The organism is Rufibacter psychrotolerans (assembly GCF_016924645.1).
Taxonomy (GTDB): Bacteria; Bacteroidota; Bacteroidia; order Cytophagales; family Hymenobacteraceae; genus Nibribacter; species Nibribacter psychrotolerans.
Genome location: NZ_JAFFJV010000022.1, coordinates 30,102 through 48,170, shown reverse-complemented (window position 1 = coordinate 48,170; position 18,069 = coordinate 30,102). Strand labels below are relative to the sequence as shown.

20 protein-coding genes and 1 tRNA gene are annotated in these 18,069 nt (G+C 54.1%); 12 read left to right on the top strand and 9 right to left on the bottom strand.

All coding sequences use genetic code 11. The annotated features are described in order from the left end of the window. Nucleotides 1–16: 16 nt before the first annotated feature. Nucleotides 17–1,417, bottom strand: coding sequence for a DUF4270 family protein (locus JT718_RS18360; RefSeq protein WP_205504254.1), 1,401 nt, complete (start codon nucleotides 1,415–1,417; stop codon nucleotides 17–19). Further along, nucleotides 1,401–2,213 (bottom strand): glycogen/starch synthase, encoded by an 813-nt coding sequence (locus JT718_RS18355; RefSeq protein ID WP_205504253.1) that lies wholly within the window; start codon nucleotides 2,211–2,213, stop codon nucleotides 1,401–1,403. Before JT718_RS18355 ends, JT718_RS18360 begins: the two co-directional genes overlap by 17 nt. A 141-nt stretch (nucleotides 2,214–2,354) precedes the next feature. Between JT718_RS18355 and panC the strand changes: the two genes are divergently transcribed. From panC to JT718_RS18320, 7 genes are all read left to right on the top strand, one after another. Next, complete coding sequence (gene panC / locus JT718_RS18350; protein ID WP_205504252.1) at nucleotides 2,355–3,194, top strand: pantoate--beta-alanine ligase; 840 nt, start codon at nucleotides 2,355–2,357, stop codon at nucleotides 3,192–3,194. 91 nt (nucleotides 3,195–3,285) lie between these two features. Beyond that, on the top strand, nucleotides 3,286–3,633 hold the full coding sequence (gene panD, locus JT718_RS18345; protein ID WP_205504251.1) for an aspartate 1-decarboxylase: 348 nt from the start codon (nucleotides 3,286–3,288) through the stop codon (nucleotides 3,631–3,633). A gap of 13 nt (nucleotides 3,634–3,646) precedes the next feature. After that, nucleotides 3,647–4,666, top strand: coding sequence for a lysylphosphatidylglycerol synthase transmembrane domain-containing protein (locus JT718_RS18340; protein WP_205504250.1), 1,020 nt, complete (start codon nucleotides 3,647–3,649; stop codon nucleotides 4,664–4,666). A 162-nt stretch (nucleotides 4,667–4,828) separates the two neighbouring features. Continuing rightward, nucleotides 4,829–5,317, top strand: coding sequence for a D-glycero-beta-D-manno-heptose 1-phosphate adenylyltransferase (gene rfaE2 / locus JT718_RS18335; RefSeq protein WP_205504249.1), 489 nt, complete (start codon nucleotides 4,829–4,831; stop codon nucleotides 5,315–5,317). Between the two features lie 34 nt (nucleotides 5,318–5,351). Then, entirely contained in the window at nucleotides 5,352–6,032 is a 681-nt protein-coding gene (locus JT718_RS18330; protein ID WP_205504248.1) for a zinc metallopeptidase, read from the top strand. Nucleotides 6,033–6,246: 214 nt separating this feature from the next. Next, the gene (locus tag JT718_RS18325) at nucleotides 6,247–7,386 is read left to right on the top strand and encodes an acyl-CoA dehydrogenase (RefSeq protein WP_205504247.1); all 1,140 of its coding nucleotides are present in this window, start codon (nucleotides 6,247–6,249) and stop codon (nucleotides 7,384–7,386) included. A gap of 168 nt (nucleotides 7,387–7,554) precedes the next feature. Beyond that, on the top strand, nucleotides 7,555–8,475 hold the full coding sequence (locus JT718_RS18320) for an AraC family transcriptional regulator (protein WP_205504246.1): 921 nt from the start codon (nucleotides 7,555–7,557) through the stop codon (nucleotides 8,473–8,475). A gap of 233 nt (nucleotides 8,476–8,708) precedes the next feature. Here the strand turns inward: JT718_RS18320 and JT718_RS18315 are convergent, their stop codons facing one another. From JT718_RS18315 to JT718_RS18295, 5 genes are all read right to left on the bottom strand, one after another. Then, a complete protein-coding gene (locus JT718_RS18315; protein ID WP_205504245.1) occupies nucleotides 8,709–9,146 on the bottom strand; it encodes an STAS/SEC14 domain-containing protein in 438 nt (145 codons plus the stop codon). A 228-nt stretch (nucleotides 9,147–9,374) separates the two neighbouring features. Beyond that, nucleotides 9,375–9,779: a nucleoside diphosphate kinase regulator gene (gene rnk / locus JT718_RS18310; protein ID WP_205504244.1), complete on the bottom strand. Its 405-nt coding sequence runs from the start codon at nucleotides 9,777–9,779 to the stop codon at nucleotides 9,375–9,377. A gap of 403 nt (nucleotides 9,780–10,182) precedes the next feature. Then, complete coding sequence (locus JT718_RS18305) at nucleotides 10,183–10,926, bottom strand: geranylgeranylglyceryl/heptaprenylglyceryl phosphate synthase (RefSeq protein WP_240337165.1); 744 nt, start codon at nucleotides 10,924–10,926, stop codon at nucleotides 10,183–10,185. Nucleotides 10,927–10,939: 13 nt separating this feature from the next. Then, nucleotides 10,940–11,557 carry a hypothetical protein gene (locus tag JT718_RS18300; protein ID WP_205504242.1) on the bottom strand — a complete coding sequence of 206 codons (618 nt, stop codon included), beginning with the start codon at nucleotides 11,555–11,557 and terminating at the stop codon, nucleotides 10,940–10,942. A 14-nt stretch (nucleotides 11,558–11,571) separates the two neighbouring features. Next, the gene (locus JT718_RS18295) at nucleotides 11,572–11,943 is read right to left on the bottom strand and encodes a phage holin family protein (RefSeq protein ID WP_205504241.1); all 372 of its coding nucleotides are present in this window, start codon (nucleotides 11,941–11,943) and stop codon (nucleotides 11,572–11,574) included. A 238-nt stretch (nucleotides 11,944–12,181) separates the two neighbouring features. On the opposite strand from JT718_RS18295, the gene JT718_RS20770 reads away from it, so the two are divergent. The 4 genes from JT718_RS20770 to JT718_RS18275 all read left to right on the top strand — a co-directional run bounded on the left by JT718_RS20770 (nucleotide 12,182) and on the right by JT718_RS18275 (nucleotide 16,149). After that, nucleotides 12,182–13,270: a J domain-containing protein gene (locus tag JT718_RS20770; RefSeq protein WP_205504240.1), complete on the top strand. Its 1,089-nt coding sequence runs from the start codon at nucleotides 12,182–12,184 to the stop codon at nucleotides 13,268–13,270. Nucleotides 13,271–13,489: 219 nt separating this feature from the next. Then, the gene (locus tag JT718_RS18285; RefSeq protein WP_205504239.1) at nucleotides 13,490–13,753 is read left to right on the top strand and encodes a hypothetical protein; all 264 of its coding nucleotides are present in this window, start codon (nucleotides 13,490–13,492) and stop codon (nucleotides 13,751–13,753) included. A gap of 388 nt (nucleotides 13,754–14,141) precedes the next feature. Next, nucleotides 14,142–15,284: a putative sensor domain DACNV-containing protein gene (locus tag JT718_RS18280; RefSeq protein WP_205504238.1), complete on the top strand. Its 1,143-nt coding sequence runs from the start codon at nucleotides 14,142–14,144 to the stop codon at nucleotides 15,282–15,284. 91 nt (nucleotides 15,285–15,375) lie between these two features. Beyond that, nucleotides 15,376–16,149, top strand: a complete 774-nt coding sequence (locus JT718_RS18275) for an HNH endonuclease (protein ID WP_205504237.1) — start codon at nucleotides 15,376–15,378, stop codon at nucleotides 16,147–16,149. On the opposite strand, the gene JT718_RS18270 is transcribed toward JT718_RS18275, so the two are convergent. Next, a complete protein-coding gene (locus JT718_RS18270; RefSeq protein ID WP_205504236.1) occupies nucleotides 16,139–17,095 on the bottom strand; it encodes an HNH endonuclease in 957 nt (318 codons plus the stop codon). The genes JT718_RS18275 and JT718_RS18270 overlap by 11 nt on opposite strands. A gap of 331 nt (nucleotides 17,096–17,426) precedes the next feature. Here JT718_RS18270 and JT718_RS18265 point away from each other — a divergent pair, with 331 nt between their 5' ends. Continuing rightward, the gene (locus JT718_RS18265) at nucleotides 17,427–17,834 is read left to right on the top strand and encodes a cupin domain-containing protein (protein WP_205504235.1); all 408 of its coding nucleotides are present in this window, start codon (nucleotides 17,427–17,429) and stop codon (nucleotides 17,832–17,834) included. Between the two features lie 148 nt (nucleotides 17,835–17,982). Here JT718_RS18265 and JT718_RS18260 read toward each other — a convergent pair. Beyond that, nucleotides 17,983–18,058 (bottom strand) — tRNA-Phe (locus JT718_RS18260). Between the last annotated feature and the right edge of the window lie 11 nt (nucleotides 18,059–18,069).

Genomic DNA, 18,069 nt, shown 5'->3' with positions numbered 1-18,069 from the left:
ATATAGATAAGTGATACTATTGAGCGGTTGAATAGAATAACCGGAGCTTGATCCGGCGGTCAGCACCAAGGCTTTGGTTTGCCTCCAGGATGGCGCGATTTACCGTCTGAGCCATGTTGGTGGGGGTAGAAACATCATTGTTGATGCCTGAAGGCAAAAGGATAATTCCGTTGTTGGCCATTCTATTGTACAGCAGGTTCTGAAGGTAGCTGGTGATATTTACCACATACACGTACCCGCCGTTCTTGCCCCTATACTGCAACGTGGCCCGTTGGGTTGTGCCCTCGCCCACCAGGGAGTTGGGGATACCTTGGGTCATGGCCATTCTGTTGGAAGGCGTAGCCTCTACCACAGAGATAATAGGCGGCAGAAGGGTAGAATCTTTGCCTGCCATCACCGTAGACTGTACCACCGGGATAATCAACTCTGCTTTGTTGATAGCCAAGTGCTGGCTCGCGCCGGAAAGGGTCTTCCGGAAATTGGCCAGGTGCGGCATAGTTATCTTGGTGACCAGACCGGCGCCTGCCTGTAAGTAGGTTCTGTTGCCGGCTGCCGAGGAAGAAAGAGTGTTGCCGTTAGCCGTTAAAGAGGCCAATGGAGTTCCTGTTCTGTCTGCCTCTATCTGGTTGTAATACCGATCTGTTAGCACCAACCCGGTCACCTTGGCTATGTTCTTCTTAGACTTATAGTGCAAGGTCATGTTGGTGTAGGTAGACAAAGGCAAAAAGCCAATGATGCTGCTGGCGGCACCGTCTTCAGGGGTAAACGCCAGGCCTTTGAGGGCGGTGGCAAAGGTTGCAGGGCTAGACGTTTGGGCCAGGGTCTGTAGCACCTCAGTGGCATAATCCCCGGTGATCTTGATCTTGATCAGGACCGGAAGCGTGCGGGTGGTGTCACTGGGGCTCTTGTAGGTGGCGTCTGGTTGCGGTAAGAACGTGACAGAGCCAACGGGGGTATTGTTGTACGCCAGCTTGCGGGAGGTAAAATACGTGTCATCGTCCCGGAAGCCTTCGGTTAACCGATGCACGTTAATGGTCATTGGCTGGGCCGTGTTGCCAAAAGCATAGTCATAATCCAGGTTGATGATCAGGGAGTCGGCTCCTTTGGTAACATCAATAGAGTCTGGGTGCGCCGGGAAGGTCAAGGGGGCGAACTCTGCAAATGTTCTGGCGGTAACTTTTCCCAGGTCTCCCTCATCAATGGCACCTACCTGCACCCGGGTGGCACCCAGGGCAAAGATAGAGTCTTTCAGCAGCACGGTAGAGGCAGTAACGGTGGCCGTATCTGTGTAGCTGGTACCAATAAGGGTGCCGGGTTCCTGCAGTTCTAATCCAATGGCAGTGGGGTCTTCACAAGCGGAAAAAAAGAAAGAGGAAAGGAATAGTAGGGCTGCTGCTTTACTAATTCGCCAGTTCATTATACAAGTCAAAGTAAGAGTCTAAGGTGTTTTCGTCTGCGCTAATGGTGTTGATCTGCTTGGTGCTGTTGTACTCCTGGAACAGGGCGTTTAAGTTATCACTGAAATCTTCGTTAGACTTAATGACGGTGTCTGCGTACTGAAGCCCCATCTTGATGAATGCCCCAAAATCGCCTGAGCTAAGGTTGGCCAGCATTTCGTCCTCAATGTCCAGCATCTTGGCTTTCTCTAGCAGGTCGCCCTCAAACTTGTGGGTAAACTCGCTGTTGTACACCGAGAACACCGATTTAGAGGTCTTGAAAATAGGATCATTCTTGTAGGTGGTCTTCAGGTAAAGCGGGATCAGGCTCGTCATCCAGTCATTGCAGTGTACAATATCCGGGGCCCAGCCCAGTTTCTTCACCGTCTCCAGAACACCCTTGCAGAAGAAGATGGCGCGCTCATCATTGTCTGCGTAGAACTTATTGTCCTTGTCCACCAGAACGGACTTGCGGTGGAAATAGTCTTCGTTGTCAATAAAATACACCTGCAGCTTGGCGTTGGGGATAGAGGCTACCTTAATAATCAGGGGTTTCTCTTCCTCGCCCACGGCAATGTTAATGCCTGAAAGGCGTACAACCTCATGCAAACGGTTTTTGCGTTCGTTGATCAAGCCAAAACGAGGCACAAAAATACGAACTTCCATCCCACGCTCTTGCATCGCTTGTGGCAACATCCTCAGGAATTCCGCTACTTTTGTGGTTTGCAGAAAAGGATCAATCTCAGTGGCCGCGTATAAGATTCTCAATTTGGACATAGGTTGGAGTGATTAAAATTAAATTGGCAATACGTATTGCGAAGTGCAAAATTAAGCAATTATTAGCTGATTCTCAATTTATTTGAATAAAATCATACCTTTGGCTTCTTTTCCTGAACATCATTAATTCCGCAGCCGTTCATGTTGCAACTTTCTTCTTTATCTGATATCCGGCAGCACACGGGCTTGCTGCGCCAGCAGGGGCAACGGATTGGCTTTGTCCCCACCATGGGGGCCCTGCACGAAGGCCACCTTTCCCTGATCAGGGCCGCTAAACAGCAGAACGACGTGACCGTGTGCAGCGTATTTGTGAACCCGGCGCAATTCAATAATCCTGAAGATTTTCGCCTGTACCCCCGCCTGCTGGAGAAAGATGCCCAGCTCCTGGCGCAGGAGGGCTGTGACGTACTGTTTGCCCCCGCCGCCGAGGAAATGTACCGGCAGAAGCCCAAGCTGTCTTTTGACTTCGGGGACCTGGAGCGGGTAATGGAAGGGGCGCACCGGCCGGGGCACTTCAACGGAGTGGCCACGGTGGTGAGCAAGCTGTTCCACCTGGTGCAGCCGCACCAGGCCTTTTTCGGGCAAAAGGACCTGCAGCAGTTTGCCATCATACAACAGCTGGTGCTGGACCTGAGCTTTGACCTGGAGCTGGTTTGTTACCCCATCATCAGGGAGGAAGACGGGCTGGCCATGTCTTCCAGAAACCGCCGCCTTACGCCGGAGCAACGCGCCCTTGCCCCCCACCTGTACCAGGCCCTGCAACTCCTGCAAAAAAGCTTAAAGAACCACTCCGTGGAAGAGGCCAAGAAAGAGACAGAGGCGTTTTTGCGCCAAATTCCTGAAATCAGGCTGGAATACCTGGAGGTGGTGCACGCCCAAACGCTGCAGCCCTTGAGAGAGGTTTCGGGCAAGGTGCCGGTGGCCCTTTGCCTGGCGGCCTTCCTGGGGGAAGTAAGGCTCATTGACAACCTGCTGCTGTAAATAAATTTAAGTTTATCAGATTTTGCCTGGCCCGCAGGAACTTTTTGTCTCATAAATAATCTATAACTTTGCATGTTTTTAGATTGTTTTGATGCAGATTGAAGTTCTTAAATCCAAGATACATCGGGCTAAGGTAACGCAGGCCGAGTTGCATTATGTGGGGAGCATTACCATAGACGAAGATCTGTTGGATGCTGCCAACATGGTTCCCCATGAGAAGGTGACCATTGTGAACGTGAACAATGGTGAACGCTTTGAGACTTATATTATAAAAGGAGAAAGAGGCACCGGCACGGTTTGCCTCAACGGACCGGCCGCCCGCAAGGTGCAGGTAGGAGATGTGATCATTATCATCTCCTATGCCCTCATCAACTTTGCTGACGCCCGCGCCCACGAACCCACCGTTATTTTCCCAGACCAGCACAACCGGTTAGTATAGTTCTCTTTCAGGCATGAAGAAAGCTGTAAGCGTTTTCAAGTACGTACTGCTGTTGGCGGTTTCAGCTTTCTTAATGGGATACGCCCTGCGCAGCATCAACTTCGCGGCGGTGCGGGCCGAGCTGGCGCAGGCCAACTTCACCTGGATTGCCGTGACCCTGTTGCTCTCGGTGGCGGGGTACGTGAGCCGGGCCGTCCGGTGGCGCATGCAATTTGCGCCGCTAGGGTTTAAGCCCACCATCTGGCAGACCTACCACGCCATGATGGTAGGGTACCTGGCGAACGTGGTGCTGCCCCGGGCCGGTGAGGTGATCAGGTGTACTTTCTTAAAGCGCTCTGCCAATGTACCGGTGAACGTTTCGCTGGGCACCGTCATCACCGAGCGGGTGATTGACTTGCTCATGCTGCTGCTCTGCCTGGGCATAACCCTGCTGCTGGAGTTTGACCGGGTGTACGAGTTCTTCCTGAGCATCTTCTCTGAAAAATACCACAGCTTTGAGCAAAACCTGCAGACCCTGTACCTGTTGGGCGCCATTGCTGTCCTGGGCACGGGCTTTGTGGCCTGGTACCTCTACAAGAATATTTCCAAACTACGGCAGAACGCCTTCTTCCGGAAACTCAGTGACTTTGTGAGCGGGCTCTGGCACGGCATCTTCAGCGTGCTTAAGATGGAGCAGAAGGGCGCCTTCATCTTCCACACGGTTTTCATCTGGGTCACCTACTATCTCACCAGCTACCTGGCCTTCTTTGCCCTCCCGGGTACCGAGGGGTTAACCTGGCAAGCGGGCATGGCCATTTTAGTGGTGGGCGGCATAGGCATGTCGGCACCGGTGCAGGGCGGTATTGGCGTGTACCACATCCTGGTAAGGACCGCGCTGCTGCTGTACGCCGTGCCCCTGGACAAAGGCATGGCCTATGCGCTGATCACCCATACCACCGGGGCCATCTTGGTGGTGGCCATGGGAGCGGTAAGCCTGGTGGCCAGCTTTCTCCAAACCAGGCGCCAGGGCGAACCAGCCAAGAAATTCGCGTAGCCTGTTTCCGGGCCATTTCCGTGAAAACAGCCCCGAAATGGGCTGATGATTCCTGCTTGCTTACCGCTGAAAGATGCAAGAGCCTCCCAGATAAGAGGCTTTCTCCTTACCTTGTCCCTCCATCTACTCCTTTATATTCCTGATCTACTATATTTCTGATCTATGCAGACGCTTCCTTCCCAAGAAAAGATTGTAACCCTGCCGCAGCTTTTAGCCAAAGTAGCCGAATGGCGGGCCCAGGGCCAAAAAGTGGTGTTCACCAACGGGTGCTTTGACATTGTGCACGTGGGCCACGTAGACTACCTGGAGCGCGCCCGCCTGCTGGGCGACAGACTGGTGGTGGGCCTCAATACTGATCAATCTGTCAGTAGGTTAAAGGGCCCATCCCGGCCATTACAGGACGAAATGTCACGAACCAGGGTAATGGCATCCTTTTGGTTTACAGATGCGGTAGTGCTATTTGATCAGGAAACCCCCTATGAGCTAATCAAAGCGGTAGCGCCCGACGTATTAGTGAAAGGCGATGACTACTCCATTGAGACCATTGTGGGGCACGACATCGTTCTGGCAAAGGGGGGGGCGGTGAAAACCATTCCGCTGGTGAAGGGGTATTCTACTTCACAGGTGGTGGCCAAAGTCCTGAAAGGATAGCGCCAGGCAGAAGTTTAAAATAAAGGAAAGAACTATGGGAGGGATTTATTTAATAGTGATTGTCACCATGCTGGCCTCTATGTTGGTCAGTTGGACGCTGAAAAGCAAGTTTGAGAAATACTCTAAGATGGGCATCAGCTCTGGGCTAAGCGGACGGGAAGTAGCCGAGATGATGCTGGCCGACAACGGCATTACCGATGTGCGGGTCATCTCAACCCCCGGTAAACTCACCGACCACTACAACCCGGCCGATAAAACTGTGAACCTGAGTGAGTACGTGTACGAGGCCCGCAGTGCGGCCGCCGCCGCGGTAGCCGCGCACGAGTGCGGCCACGCCGTGCAGCACGCCAAGGCGTACGCGTTCCTCAAATTCCGTTCGGCCATGGTTCCAGCCTTGAGCGTGGCCAGCCGGTACATGCAATGGATTATCTTGATTGGTATCCTGATGATCCAGACCACCATCTTGCCGCTGGCCATTGGGGTGGCCTTGTTCGCCTTAACCACCCTCTTCAGCTTTATCACGCTGCCGGTGGAATTTGACGCCAGTAACCGGGCCCTGGCCTGGATGAGTAACCGGGGGGTGGTGACCACTCAGGAGCACGGCATGGCCAAAGATGCCCTCAAGTGGGCGGCCATGACGTACGTGGTGGCGGCCATTGGCTCCCTGGCAACGTTGCTCTACTACGCTTCCTTCTTATTTGGTAGAAGAGAGTAGTAACTTAGTTTTAGAAATTGGGTAAAAGAGGGCGGCACTACCGCCCTCTTTTTTTTAGGGCCGGTACAAAGGGGCTGCCTGCTAGAGCCTAGCATCTTTGCCAAACAAATGTTAGCTTTGGAGTGTCTTCTTTTAAGTGTGCTGCTTGCATACTAAAATACACCTAATTTTGTTTACAGAAAAATAACCCACCTAGTCACACGTAACATACTCTATGGACTTTAAATTAACGGAAGAACATTTAGCCGTGCAGGAGGCTGCCCGGGATTTTGCACAGAATGAATTGTTGCCAGGGGTCATTGAGCGCGATGAGCACCAGAAGTTTCCGGCGGAGCAGATCAGGAAGATGGGGGAGCTTGGCTTCATGGGCATGATGGTAGATCCCAAGTACGGCGGCGGCGGCATGGACACCGTTTCGTACGTGCTGGCCATGGAAGAAATCTCCAAGGTAGATGCCTCGGCCTCGGTGGTCATGTCGGTGAACAACTCTTTGGTTTGCTGGGGTTTGGAGAAATACGGCTCAGAAGAGCAGAAACAGAAATACCTGCCGCGCCTGGCTTCCGGCGAAATCATTGGGGCCTTCTGCCTGTCTGAGCCCGAGGCTGGGTCAGACGCTACCATGCAGCGCACCACCGCCGTAGACATGGGCGACCATTACCTGCTCAACGGCACCAAGAACTGGATCACCAACGGCAGCACGGCCTCGGTGTACCTGGTCATCGCCCAGACCAACCCAGAACTGCGGCACAAAGGCATCAACGCCCTTATTGTAGAGAAAGGCATGCCCGGCTTTGAAGTAGGACCCAAAGAAAATAAATTAGGAATTAGAGGGTCTGATACACACTCTCTTATGTTTACTGACGTTAAAGTACCAAAGGAGAACCGCATTGGCGAAGACGGGTTCGGGTTTAAGTTTGCCATGTCCACCCTCAACGGGGGCCGCATTGGCATTGCTTCCCAGGCTCTGGGCATTGCCTCTGGCGCCTATGAGTTGGCGTTGAAGTATTCTAAGGAGAGAAAGGCCTTTGGCGTGCCCATTGCACAACACCAGGCCATTCAGTTCAAACTGGCTGATATGGCCACCAACATAGACGCCGCCAGACTGCTTTGCCTGCAAGCCGCCGCCGACAAAGACGCCCACCGCGATTACTCCAAATCTGGGGCCATGGCCAAGCTTTTTGCGTCAAAAGTGGCCATGGAGACTACCGTGGAGGCTGTTCAGGTCCACGGCGGGTACGGCTTTGTGAAAGAATACCACGTAGAGCGCCTTATGCGCGATGCCAAAATCACGCAAATTTACGAGGGTACCTCTGAAATACAGAAAATAGTAATCTCAAGGGAGATACTGAAATAGAAAGGGGATATTCTAACGATTAAAGTTGATATTTAGGTATATAGTATTTCTGCATTTATAAATATAGTACTTAAATGTTTGATAAGTTAAAAGATAAGTACTACTTTTAAACCGACAGACAACTTAAAAAATCAACAAAAGTTAAAACCCTTAATTCAGTGTCCTTACATGGAAGATTACAATAAAATCATAGAGTCGCTGAAAGTGCGGTACATCAAGGCCAAAAACCTGGTGTTGCAGCAGCCACTCACTGTTCGTAACTATTATGATGTAGGAAACAACCTAATATTAGTACACAACGGTGTTGTTGCTTTCGGAGACGATAAACAAGTGGCCGAAGAAGGGCAATTGCTCTTTATCCCGGGCGGGCGTAGCACTAAACTCTACTATGGTGATACCGAAAGTAGGGTTATCTCCAATGATGACTACATCACCACCAAGGATAAGTTCTTCAAAAGCAACAATGACCTTGACCTGATTGGCGAAGCCGACGACAGCCACAGCTTCGTGAGCTTTGAAGCCAAGGTATTTGACTCTGTAAACTTCTTCACTTCCCTAGAGGTGCCGGCGTTTGTGATTACCAGCAACAAGCTGGCCACGCTGGTGATCAAGATTGTGGAAGAAAGCATGCAGGACCTGCCGGGCAAGGAGCGGATCATTAGCCTGTACACCGAGCAACTGGTAGTGGAGCTGATCCGCTACATTTTGAAGAACAGAATGTTTGTGGAGCAGCTGGCTACCAACAGCACGTACTTTAAGGACCCCCGCCTTATTGACCTGTTCAACTACATTAAAGAGAACCTGGGCGGTGACCTGTCTAACAAAGTGCTCAGCAACGTGGCCAACGTTTCTGAAGACTACGTGGGGCAGTACTTCAAGATGCTCACCGGCATTAACCCGCAGGACTACATTGAGTACCAGCGCATGGAGCGCGCCGTGTTCCTGCTGCGCACTACCAAGAAAAGCATCCGGGAGATTGGCAAAGACGTGGGCTACAAAGACACCGCGTATTTCTGCCGCCGCTTTAAGATGATGTTCGGGATTCCGGCCGGTAAAATGCGCCGCCGTGAGTCTTCCATGAACGTGTAATCACGTGAAACATACTGCAGAAAAGCCCGCTTTCGCGGGCTTTTCTGTTTTAGGGTCGTTTTGCTGAAAATAGACCCTAAATGAATCCTAAATGAATAAAGAGGGACTTGGCATGTTTGGATAAGGCAGGCCAGCGCTTTAGGTCTTGGGGAACAGCCACGCTGAAATGCTGCTGCCTTGCCATTGCCCACGGCGGAAAGACGAAGGCGCCCATAAGCCCACCGCATGCGATGTTAGGAATGCAGGTAGCTGTTGTTTTCTTTGAGGTAGCGCTTGCGGCGCAGCCAGGCCCGGGCCGTGGCCAGGTCGGCGAACACTTCGGCTTCAAACCACTGCACCTGGGCGTAGAACCCATCGGTGGAGGCTGCTTTAAGGGAGGCGGGGTTTACCACCAGGGCATAGTATTGTAAACCCGCCGCCGCGGCCTGTGGGGCCCATACGTTCAGGGCCCAATCCAGCGAGTGGCTCCAGCACCCTTCCGCGGAGCGGGTGTCAATCAGCAGGGCATTGTAGTCTGCTTCTTCCAGGGCCTCGGTGTAGGCCTGCATGCCCGCTTTCACGGCCACTTCCGTGAGGGACCCCTGCCAGTTGGCCTGAATCCATTGGTTCCTGTCATCTAAGGTGATGGTGAGAAACCTATTTCCCGAAGTATCCACAAGTTCTGCTCTCATCAATCAAAACGTTACGTACTACATGGGCACCGGGCGGCAGGTCCACCAGCCCTCAGAAGAGCGTCTGGTGGACCTGCCCCTTAGCCGTATTTTTGGTGGTGCAAGATTCAAGCCATACCTGGCTGTTTTTAGCGCATTTTCTGGAAAACGGCCCCAAAACACAGCCTATGGCCCTGAAGAAGGACACGCGAAAGGGTTGAACCCAACGGCCTCAGCCCCAGAAAACCGTTACAGGTAAAAGTCGCCGGCGGCCTCTGGCTGGTAGATCACCTCTTCCACGCGGTAGGTGAGCGTTCTTCCCGAGACGGTGCATTCCACTTCCTGGCCCACCTTTCTGCCCAGGATGGCGGTGCCCACCGGGGCCAGCACGGAGATCTTGCGGGTAGTGACGTCTGCGTCTTTAGGGTACACCAGCGTTAGCTCCAGCACGGTGCCGCTCTTCTTCTCCTTGAGCCTCACCAGTGAGTTCATGGTGATGACGTCTTCGGGCACTTCCTCAGAGGGAAGCTGGTGGGCGTGGCGCAGTTCCTGGCAAAGGCCGGCTACGGTGTTGGGGGAACCGGAAGAGCGCTGCTGCTGCACCAACTGGTGCAGGCGCTCATGATCTTTCTGGGTTAAATAAATAGAGTTCATAAACACGTAGGTTTTAGGTGACGATTGGTTTTCCAGGCCCTGGAGATGCCCCAACGGCAGCGTGGCGCTTCCGCCTTGAGCGGGGCTGGAAAAGGAGCGTGCCACCTGTGCCGGCGGCTGGGTACACAAAGGGTACGCAGGCTACCGGTACAGGTGGCACCAGAAGAAAAGGCCGGGAGTAGTCCCCGGCTTAGTTAATAAAGGCCTTGGGCGTAGCGAAAAAGTAAAGGCAATAGCCGTTCAGCACATCCCGCAAAGCGGCATGCTGTGACGCTGCTACCAAGCCCAGGAACGGCTTAAGGAGCACAAGGCGTATGTGGCTAAAAGGAAACACAACCAAAGCAGGTAAGTGACACTGGCTAAGATAGCCAGATGAAAGCGGAAACGCAAAAGAAGTGCAACATTACTGCTGCGGCAACGCCACGTTGAACCGCTGCTTCACCTCACTTACGTCGGCAATGAACTGCGGGGTTTTCTCAATGTGGTTGCCCACCACCAAAATGTCGGCGCCGGCTTTCCAGGCGGCTTCGGCCTTCTCGGTGGTGTTTACGCCGCCGCCTACCAAAATGGGCAAGGAAACGGCCTGGCGCACCGCCTGGATCATGGCGGGGCTCACCGGATACATGGCGCCGCTACCCCCGTCCAGGTAGATGTAGCGCAGGCCCAGCATTTCGCCGGCCAGGGCGGTGCAGGCGGCAATAGAGGGCTTGTCGTGCGGAATGGGCGTGGTGCCGCTCATGTAAGAGGCCGTGGTCTGCCGGCCAGAGTCTACCAGCATGTAGCCGGTGGGGTAGAGGGGCAGCCCGCTGTTCTTGAGCAGAGGGGCGGCGGCTACGTGCTGACCGATGAGAAAGTCTGGGTTGCGGCCCGAAATGAGCGACAGCAGCAGCATGCCATCGGCCTGGGCGTCTATGTACAGACCGCTGCTGGGGAACAGGATCACTGGAATGGTGCTGTTCTGCTTGATGTACGCCACAAACGAGGCCTGGTCTGGGTTGGAGATGAGGCTGCCGCCCATGAAAAAGAAATCCACCTCATGCCGGTGGCTGAGCGCCAGGATCTCCTGGCAGCGGGCAACGGTGAGGTGGTCGGGGTCCAGGAGAACTGCCAGCCGTTTGGGGCGGTTGGCAGCGTCTGGGGTACTCAAAGAAGGAAAAAGACTAGTACTGCGGCGGTTGGGCATCCGTGGTGGGGTCAGGCTGTAACTCGTATTCAACAGTGGTCTCCTCTACCAACGCGGGTTGGGCGGGAGTGGCCGGGGCTTGCAGGTGCTGCTCAATCAGTTTGGTCAGGTACACCATGAGCATGGCCGCCAACTGCTGCTCCAATATCTTAAATAAATCTGACTGAAAGAATGCCTTCAGCCCAGAAGTTTCCTCCTTGCCCTTGCGCCTGAGCGAGGGGCTCACCGTGCCGGTAGACGGGTGGTACACCGCCGGGTACGTGCGCTCAATGGCACTGTAGAGCGGCTCATCGTCCTCAACGTCTGGGATGGAGGAGATCCAGGCCCGGTCTTCGGCGCCCTTGAACCGGGCCGCGTTCTCTAGACGGTTACTTTTTTTTTTCTTGGGTTTGTCCCCGTTCCGGCTGCTGAGGGCCCGGCTCACAAAGTACACCCCGGCCAGCAGGCCACCGGCCAGCAGCAGGTTCTTCCCAATTTTCTGCGACTGGTCTTTCAGGTCAGAGACATCGCTGAGCAGCGCATTCTTATATTCTTCCTTTTGACGCTCCAGGAACTCGCGCGGGTCATCAAAAAGCGGGTTGTTTAGTTCGCTCATGGCAACAGGTATGGTTAGATCGTTTGGTTAGATTCATCTGTCTTGTAAATGGTGTTGCGGAAGGCTTTGTCGGCCATGCCCTGAAACACCTTCTTATCCAGGCCCACCAGCAAAATGATCAGCAAGATAAGGTAAAAAAGCGTGATAATCCCGAAGCCCCAGTAACGGCTGTCCAGCCACTCGTTCAGCAGCAGGGCCAGAAACACGTTGAGGAAGAGCAGCACCATCAACGCCACCAGCCCCAGCAGCACCCCGTGAATGGTGCTCACAAAAATGCCCTTGAGCTTGGTCTGCAGGTCAAGTTTGATGAGGTCAATGCGGGTGTCTACATACCCTATCAGGTTGGCGATGATGCTATCTGTTTTGCTTTTGTCTTCGGTTGCCATGGGTTTTTCTATTGATGGTGCGTAGTGGATATACGGAACATCGGCGGAAAATATTCCGGAAATTTAATTCTTCCCGTTTGCTTACGGAAAAGGGCTTCGCAGGGATAGCCCACCAAGGGAATGTTCTGGCCCGTTTTAGGGCCGATTTTCAGGAAATGCGCCAAAAACCCAGGAAAGAGGTGGCCACGCAGCTCCCAGTTGTCGTACTTTTGCGGACGGCACGCCTGCCAGTTTCCGCTTGAACAAGAACTACTACCATATCTTGGGGGTCTCCTCCGGTGCCACGGCCGCTGACATAAAAGTGGCCTACAAGCGCCTGGCCCTCAAGTTCCACCCCGACAAGAACCCCCACAACCCCCAGGCCGAGGAGCGCTTCAAGCAGGTGAACGAGGCCTACCAGGTGCTGTCTGACCCGCGCCGGCGGGCGGCCTTTGACCTGCAGCTGCAGTATGAGCAATACCGGCGGCAGGCGCAGGCCCACGCCGTGCCCCGCTACCACCATACCCGCCAGCCCGCCGGGTTCCAGGAGCGGCACTACCGCCAAAGGCCGCAGAAGCATACCCACATCACCAGGCGAGACGTGCAGATAGTGGCGGGCGTGCTGCTGGTGCTGTTGCTTCTGGTGCTGGGGCTTACCGTGGGCTGGAGCCGGATTGCCACCGGGCGCGCCTTGGTGCGGGCCCGCGAGGCCGAACGGGAGCACCGCTGGACCAAGGCGCACGAGGCCTACTCCACCGCCCTGGAGCACGCGCCAGACCTGAAGGAAGCCCGGGTGCGCCGGGGCGCCCTGCGGCTGAACCACCTCAAGAACCCCGGCGGCGCCATTGAAGATTACACGGTGGCGCTGCAGGAAGGTACCCAGCCGGCCGCCCCCCTGTACGCGGCACGCGGCAAATGCTACCTGCAAACCAGGCAGTACCCCCAAGCCCTGCAAGACCTGAGCAAAGCCCTCGTCCTGGACTCTACCCTGGCAACGGCGTACCTGGACCGCGGGCGGGTGCACCTGCAGATGGAAGAGAACTGGCCGGCGGCCGTGGCAGACCTGAGCAGGTTCCTGGCGCGGGCCGAGGGCGCGGCGCAAACCACCCAGGCGCTGCTCTACCGGGCCTTTGCCTATTACCGCCTGCAGCAGTGGCCGCAAGCCTGGCAAGACACCCAGCAGGCCCTTCGGCGCGCGCCCAACAACGCCCGGGGCTATTACCTGCAAGCCAAGATAAAGCAAGCCCAGGGCGACACCAGCCAAAGCTGCGCGCTGCTGGCCAAGGCCGCCGCGTTAGGCTTCGCCCTGGCCGCCGATGAGGCAAAATACCAGTGCGCCGGCAGATAAACCGTACCTGTTATATTGGCGGTGCCCCTGGCTGCGTTTAAGACCATGATGCAACTACCGCAGTGGGCGGCCTTGCGGAGGTAGGGAAGGCCAGCCGTAACCGCGCAAAAAAGCCCTTTCTGGTTGGCGGCAGTTTTTCTGAAAAGAAATAAAAAACGGTAACTTAAGCACTAAAGCCGGTTTCTCTGCGTAAGAGGGTACGAAACGGCAAAAGAAGAGATGGAAATGAAAGTGAAGGAGTTTAGCCAGTTGTCTTTGACAGAGCAGATCAAGTGTGTGCAAGACAGCGGGCGGTACCTGCATGCGCGCCTGAAAGGTTGGTGCCACATTAGCCTGTACTTTATGGGCACGTTTTACGCCGAGGTCTGGTTGTTGGAACACTGCGGCAGCATAGGCATGGTGCGTACGTTTACCTCGCAGGAGCAGTTAGACCCGTACCTGAAGACCACCTCCATGGAGAACCTTCTGAAAGAATTGCTTTAACGCCTATCCCAGCGGCTATGCCACAAATCTACTCCTAAAAACGGGCAGCATTTAAAACCACTTCCAGGCGCTACCCGAAGCGCCCGGCGGTAGTGTGCCCCACCCGGGCCGTTTTCCTTCTCGTTTCCTGGTCTTGTTCAGCGAGCCCGGCCGGTGGAAAGGCGTACGCCAACCAGAGCGCTGTCTGGTGCCAGGCTGCTTGTTCCTGACGTGGAAACCTCCCCAAAACTATTCCGGTCAGGGCCTTGTACAGAGCAAAACTAAACGTAAGTTAGAACCTGAAACAGCGGCGGGGCCGTCTTCCCGTTGCGCCGGCGAACCTAGTCGCCGGGCAGGAGAGAGGTAAGCCCCGAGTGCCGCCGGTTTCTGTTCGTCCAGCTCTCAGTACATGATCAGGAAAACTACCTATGCCGCGGCCAGAACCGTGGCGCCCGTGATAGAAAGCCATTTTGTGCAGCATCAGGCCGAGGCCCGGCAAGCCGGGGAGTTGCACCTGGCGCCCGCCCCCTCGGTGAAGATTGTGGAGGCCCTCATTGACACTGCTTTCTGGGCCAGCCTGCGCAAGGAAGAAGGACAATCGCCCCGCATTTCGCTGGCCTACCTGCCGCCCGAGCAAGCCGGCAACCCCCTGCTGTTTGCCCAGCGGCTGCCGCTCACGTCGCACAACCTCACCAAGCTGGCCCCCGGGGTTGAGCGCGCCGGCATTCACATTGGGGTGTGGGAAGAGCAGGGCGGCTTGTACATGTGGGGCACCACCCGTGAGCTGCAAAGCTTCTGTTTTGTGCTGGACGTTTCTGAGCCGGGCCTCCTGGTAGTGAAACACCGGCGGGCCCGCGGGTTTGGCAAGTTCGCCAACGTGGCGGTGCTCAAAGGCGATGTAATCAAAATCATTGACGAGAACAGCAGCAGCCTGCCCGACTGCCCCGCCGTGGTCACCTCCTTGCTGGGGTTCACGGCCGCCGCTGCCTGGAACGATTCTGTGAACGTGCTGGTGCAACTGGCGGTGTCTATGCGCGCCCACGGCCGGGGAGGCTCGCTGCTGGTGGTGCCCTCGGGCACCCAGCAATGGCAGGAGTCCATCCTGCAGCCGCTGCCCTACGCCGTGTCGCCGGCCTTTTCTGCCCTCACCCAGTTAATGCAGCAACAGAAAGAGAACCGAACCCAGAGCCTGTGGCAGGGCGCCCTGCGCCGCGAGATTGACGGCCTGGCCGGCCTTACCGCCATTGACGGCGCCACCATCATCACCGACCAGCACGAGCTGCTGGCGTTCGGGGCCAAGATCATCCGCTCAGACGGCAATGAGCTGGTGGAGCAGATTGTCGTCACGGAGCCCGTCATTGGCAATGAGCCCATTATTGTCCACCCCACCCAAAACGGCGGCACCCGCCACCTTTCGGCTGCTCAGTTCGTGCATGACCAACGCGACGCCCTCGCTCTGGTAGCCTCGCAGGACGGCCGCTTCACCATCTTCAGCTGGTCTCCCTGCGAGATGATGGTACACGCGCACCGGGTAGATTCTTTGTTGTTGTAATAGGTGTTTTTGGGGTGGTTTTGATGAAAGTAGGTTCAAACAATTCTGTTATCATGGCTTGTTCCATCTCTGATCTTAGTTCTCCTAATATATGAAGCATGGCCAAAGACCTTGGACCAGGGAAGAATTGTTATTGGCAATCAATCTGTATTGTAAGCTGCCCTTTGGGAAACTTCATCGGAATAACCCAGAAGTGATTCGGTTAGCCGAATTGATTGGTAGAACCAGCAATTCTGTCGCGTACAAGTTGGTTAACTTCGCAAGCTTAGACCCAAGTTTGCAGGAGAGGGGCATTAAAGGAGCGAAGAACACAAGCAAGTTAGACAGGGAGGTTTGGGAACAGTTCAATTACAACTGGAATGAGCTGCCATATGAGAGTGAGAAGCTACGGGCTGCAGTTGAACATTCCACGCTAGAGAAGATGCATCAGATAGAGGAAGCGGAACTTCCTGAAGAGGGAAAAGTGCGGGAACAGATCGTTAAAGTACGGGTAAACCAGTCAGTTTTCAGACGGACGGTGCTGGCGGCCTATAATTCTACCTGCTGTATTACGGGAATACAGTTGCCGGCCCTTTTAGTAGCGGGTCATATTAGACCATGGGGAATGGATGAGAAAAATCGGCTGAATCCAAGGAATGGGTTAGCTATCAACGCTTTGCATGACAAAGCCTTTGAGGCCGGTCTGCTCACAATTACGCCTGATTACCTTGTCAGAATATCCTCTACACTTAAGGCGAAAGAAGTTGCTCCTGCTACCGAAGATTATTTTCTGAGGTATGACAATGAGAAAATAATTTTGCCTTCCAGGTTCTTGCCAGACCAGAGCTTTCTTGAATATCACAATCGTGAAAGGTTTATCCCTTGAACATCTTCTCCCGGTGCCAGGCCAGATTCTCGGGTGCCGGATAGTGAATTGCCCCGAACGGTAAATTCAAGCGCTTTCCTTCCAACTTTTTCAGGGCATAGGCATTCGCCTCGTCTTCGGCGATGGCAGAGGAGACAACTACTTTCAGTTGAGGATCTACTGTAATAAGACCCCGGTCAAAGGCGCGGTGCAGGTTGGGGCACAAAGCTAAACCGTTGGTGACGCGGTCATCGTTGCTGCGGCTGAAAGGCACAATATGGCAAGCGTCTATCATGGAAAAACCATGCAGAGAGCTAAGGCGCATGCCGGTGATACAGCAAGTGAAGTTATAAACCTGCGGTACCAATTTCTTGAACAGGCCCCCTCTCACAAATACCTGTTCTTCGTCGGGGGCTGTTTGCTGAAGTGGCGTGTAGATAGCAGTGTCCTCGTTCAGGATATACTTCTCTAGACTATGAAGATAGCCTACGTGGCTCTTTGCTTGTTGGTGCTGGTGAACGCTGGCGGGGAAGTAGCGTTGCAGCAAAGCGGCTTTTAATAGGTTTCTGGTCTCTGGAGCCTGAAGCAATGCATAAAGGTCCTCGGCCAGGTAAGCGAAGTCCACCAGGCTGTTCAGCACGTTGAAACTTTTAACATGGGCGTTCAATTCCTTGCCAGGCAACGTCCTGACACACCAAAAACCTTCACTGGTTAGGTAGTAAAAAGGCAGGAAGAAGTCTGGGTTATGGCCGGTGGTCACTAGTAGCGCGAAGTTCTCTTTGAACATGCCTACCAGTTCTGGGGTGATGTAGATTTTATTATCCAGCACCTCGCCCTTCTCAAACAACGCTATAATGCTAAGCAGCAGGACAGGTTTATGTGGGGCTGGACCGTATTTGGTTCCACCTTGGCGCAGGCGGGTAAATTTCTGAAGGTAACGTTTTAAACCTTCCGGCGAAACGGGCATAACAGATTTTTTCTCGTCCTGAAAGTAGCCAATTTAGGCATATTCCACGCCGTCTGCTGGCAATTACCTCATCATTCTTGGCCTAATTTTCCAGAAACAGCCCTAAATCAGGAAGAGGCTTAGCTCTATTCTGATCATCTGCCTCAAAGGGTGCCAGCCAAGGAGGTAAAGCCAGTTCACCACAGTTTCGCGGTACGAGAAATTTCTTGCCGGGCTTGTAAAGGATTCAGCAAGAAAAGCTTACCTTATAGTAGCAAACGGCGGCGGGTTTTTGGGCTTGCAAATAGTACTTGGTTGGAACGGATCATTTCTTCACTTAAAGAAATAAGCTATGAATGCAACAGACACACTAGTGGCCCCCATGCCCGGAGCCGAGCACCGGGAGGTTGGCGGGGTGCAGCTGGACTTTGTAAAAGCGGGCGAAGCGCGGGTGAAAAGAGTCATTTACCGGCCGGGCTTTAAATGGTCCACCCACATGAAGCAGATTGTGGGAACCGACCTGTGCATGCACGCGCACCTGGGCTTCCTGGCCCAGGGACGCCTCCGGATTCAATATGCAGACGGTGTGACCCAGGACTTTGTAGCGCCGCAAGCGGTGGTCATTGAGCCCGGGCACGATGGCTGGGTAGTAGGCGAGGAGCCTGCTGTTCTAATTGAGTTTGACTTTGAGAAAGAGACCATTAACCGGCTAGGCATGGAGACCTTCCACCATCATCGGCTTCTGCCTAAAGCTGAATAACTGTTTGCCTGTTCCTTTCCTAAAACGATGCTTTTGGCTATAAAGCAGCAAAGTTTACTATAAGCAGAGCGTTTTCAGGCTTATTTTTATAAAACACCCCAAAAACAAAAATCCCGCTCCATTCCTGAAGCGGGATTTTCTTTTCTGCTGGTGGTGATGATTGGAATCGAACCAACGACACAAGGATTTTCAGTCCTTTGCTCTACCAACTGAGCTACATCACCAGCATCTTTTC

Coding starts and splice junctions, on each gene's coding strand:
- JT718_RS18360 (WP_205504254.1), bottom strand. CDS start 1,417: ATGAACTGGCGAATTAGTAAAGCAGCAGCCCTACTATTCCTTTCCTCT.
- JT718_RS18355 (WP_205504253.1), bottom strand. CDS start 2,213: ATGTCCAAATTGAGAATCTTATACGCGGCCACTGAGATTGATCCTTTT.
- panC (WP_205504252.1), top strand. CDS start 2,355: ATGTTGCAACTTTCTTCTTTATCTGATATCCGGCAGCACACGGGCTTG.
- panD (WP_205504251.1), top strand. CDS start 3,286: ATGCAGATTGAAGTTCTTAAATCCAAGATACATCGGGCTAAGGTAACG.
- JT718_RS18340 (WP_205504250.1), top strand. CDS start 3,647: ATGAAGAAAGCTGTAAGCGTTTTCAAGTACGTACTGCTGTTGGCGGTT.
- rfaE2 (WP_205504249.1), top strand. CDS start 4,829: ATGCAGACGCTTCCTTCCCAAGAAAAGATTGTAACCCTGCCGCAGCTT.
- JT718_RS18330 (WP_205504248.1), top strand. CDS start 5,352: ATGGGAGGGATTTATTTAATAGTGATTGTCACCATGCTGGCCTCTATG.
- JT718_RS18325 (WP_205504247.1), top strand. CDS start 6,247: ATGGACTTTAAATTAACGGAAGAACATTTAGCCGTGCAGGAGGCTGCC.
- JT718_RS18320 (WP_205504246.1), top strand. CDS start 7,555: ATGGAAGATTACAATAAAATCATAGAGTCGCTGAAAGTGCGGTACATC.
- JT718_RS18315 (WP_205504245.1), bottom strand. CDS start 9,146: ATGAGAGCAGAACTTGTGGATACTTCGGGAAATAGGTTTCTCACCATC.
- rnk (WP_205504244.1), bottom strand. CDS start 9,779: ATGAACTCTATTTATTTAACCCAGAAAGATCATGAGCGCCTGCACCAG.
- JT718_RS18300 (WP_205504242.1), bottom strand. CDS start 11,557: ATGAGCGAACTAAACAACCCGCTTTTTGATGACCCGCGCGAGTTCCTG.
- JT718_RS18295 (WP_205504241.1), bottom strand. CDS start 11,943: ATGGCAACCGAAGACAAAAGCAAAACAGATAGCATCATCGCCAACCTG.
- JT718_RS18285 (WP_205504239.1), top strand. CDS start 13,490: ATGGAAATGAAAGTGAAGGAGTTTAGCCAGTTGTCTTTGACAGAGCAG.
- JT718_RS18280 (WP_205504238.1), top strand. CDS start 14,142: ATGATCAGGAAAACTACCTATGCCGCGGCCAGAACCGTGGCGCCCGTG.
- JT718_RS18275 (WP_205504237.1), top strand. CDS start 15,376: ATGAAGCATGGCCAAAGACCTTGGACCAGGGAAGAATTGTTATTGGCA.
- JT718_RS18270 (WP_205504236.1), bottom strand. CDS start 17,095: ATGCCCGTTTCGCCGGAAGGTTTAAAACGTTACCTTCAGAAATTTACC.
- JT718_RS18265 (WP_205504235.1), top strand. CDS start 17,427: ATGAATGCAACAGACACACTAGTGGCCCCCATGCCCGGAGCCGAGCAC.